Raw genomic sequence first — 1,446 nt, 5'->3', positions numbered from 1 at the left:
CCGCTTCCGTATCCGCGAAGCATGGGAAGACAGGCATCTGGCGGTAAAAGAGTTCCTGGACGTTCTCCGCAGGCATGGAACCGATATTGCCGGATATAACGACTATTACAAGCAGGCCACCCATATAAACGGCAAGATAGATGCAGGGTTGGAGAATTACAATGAAAAATTCCAGAAGCCATTGAATAAAGCTGTCGGCGAACTGGAAAAAGCAGGCTTCGATTACCGCGCCATCGAGAACTATGCCATACTCAAACACGGGCTGGAACGGAATAAATGGATGAAAGAGGATGCTGTCAGGCGGTATGCGGAACGGTATCCGGATGCCACGCCGCAGCAACTCGGACGCTTTGAGATAAACCTGCCGGATGATTTCTCCGGGATTACGGCTGTAGAGGCAGAAGTGGGAACACATGCCGAAGGGTTTATCGCTGAATTTGAGCACAAGGCAGGGGAAGAACTTATATATCATTTCTGGAAGAGCGTTAAGAATGCCACCCTGTTCTCCATAGGCAAACAGCTTGAGGGCGGGCTGATAGACAAAAAGACCTATGACGAACTGGCTGGCAGGTATGACTATTATATCCCCCTGCGCGGGCATGATGACGAAACGGCGGAGGACAGGTGGGACTACAGCCCCAATATGGGGACATACTTTGTCGCCCCGCTTATCAGGGCTAAAGGACGGAGGACACGCTCGGAAAGCCCCCTGGCCTTTATCTTCTCAATGGCTCAAAGCGCGGTCAGCTCCGCCAACAGGAATATCCTGAACCAGACAATACTGCGGCTGGCGTTAAAAGACAAGACAGGACTGCTCGGAGTAAATAAGGCCTGGTATATGCAAACCGGGCTGAATGAAGACGGCGTCCCTGTCTATGAGATACAGGCTCCCGCCTACTCTGAAAATACGGATCAGTACAGGATAAATATAGAGGAATTTGAGGAACGGATGCAAAAATTACAGGAGCAGGGGCTGGCTGTACAAAACCGGGGGAAACTGGATATAGGGGGACTGTTTATCAAAAAGACACAGGCCAGCCAGCACGTAGTATATGTTTCACAGAACGGGGCCGAATATGCCGTGTATATCAATGGCAATCCTGCGGTAGCCCGTGCCATTAATGGGATAAATGCAAAAGATTTACATAAGGATTTGCGGTTTATAGCAAAAGTATCAAGACAGATGGCAGCCAACTTTACAACCCGCAACCCTATATTCGTAGCGACAAATTTTTCACGCGACTATATTTTTGCATCTTCCATACTTGGCGTTAAGGAAGATGCTAAGTATGCCCTGCAATTCCAGAGCAATATACCCCGTTCGGCAGGCGCATTGCAACGCTATATCAGGAATAAAGCGGACTTATCGGAAAAAGCAGACCGCTATGTTATCGAATATATTATGAACGGGGGTAAGACGGGATTCTCACATCTGGTGGAACTCGA

The 1,446-nt window shown here is 48.9% G+C and carries 1 protein-coding gene; it reads left to right on the top strand.

The features are described 5' to 3' along the window. Positions 1-1,446, top strand: a 1,446-nt coding sequence (locus ACFO6W_RS25950; protein WP_380002026.1) for a hypothetical protein, incomplete at both ends; no start/stop codon positions are given.

Source organism: Dysgonomonas termitidis (assembly GCF_042654545.1).
GTDB classification, from domain to species: Bacteria; Bacteroidota; Bacteroidia; order Bacteroidales; family Dysgonomonadaceae; genus Dysgonomonas; species Dysgonomonas termitidis.
The sequence above is the reverse complement of the archived record's forward strand: the minus strand, read 5'-3'. Positions and strand labels throughout refer to the sequence as shown.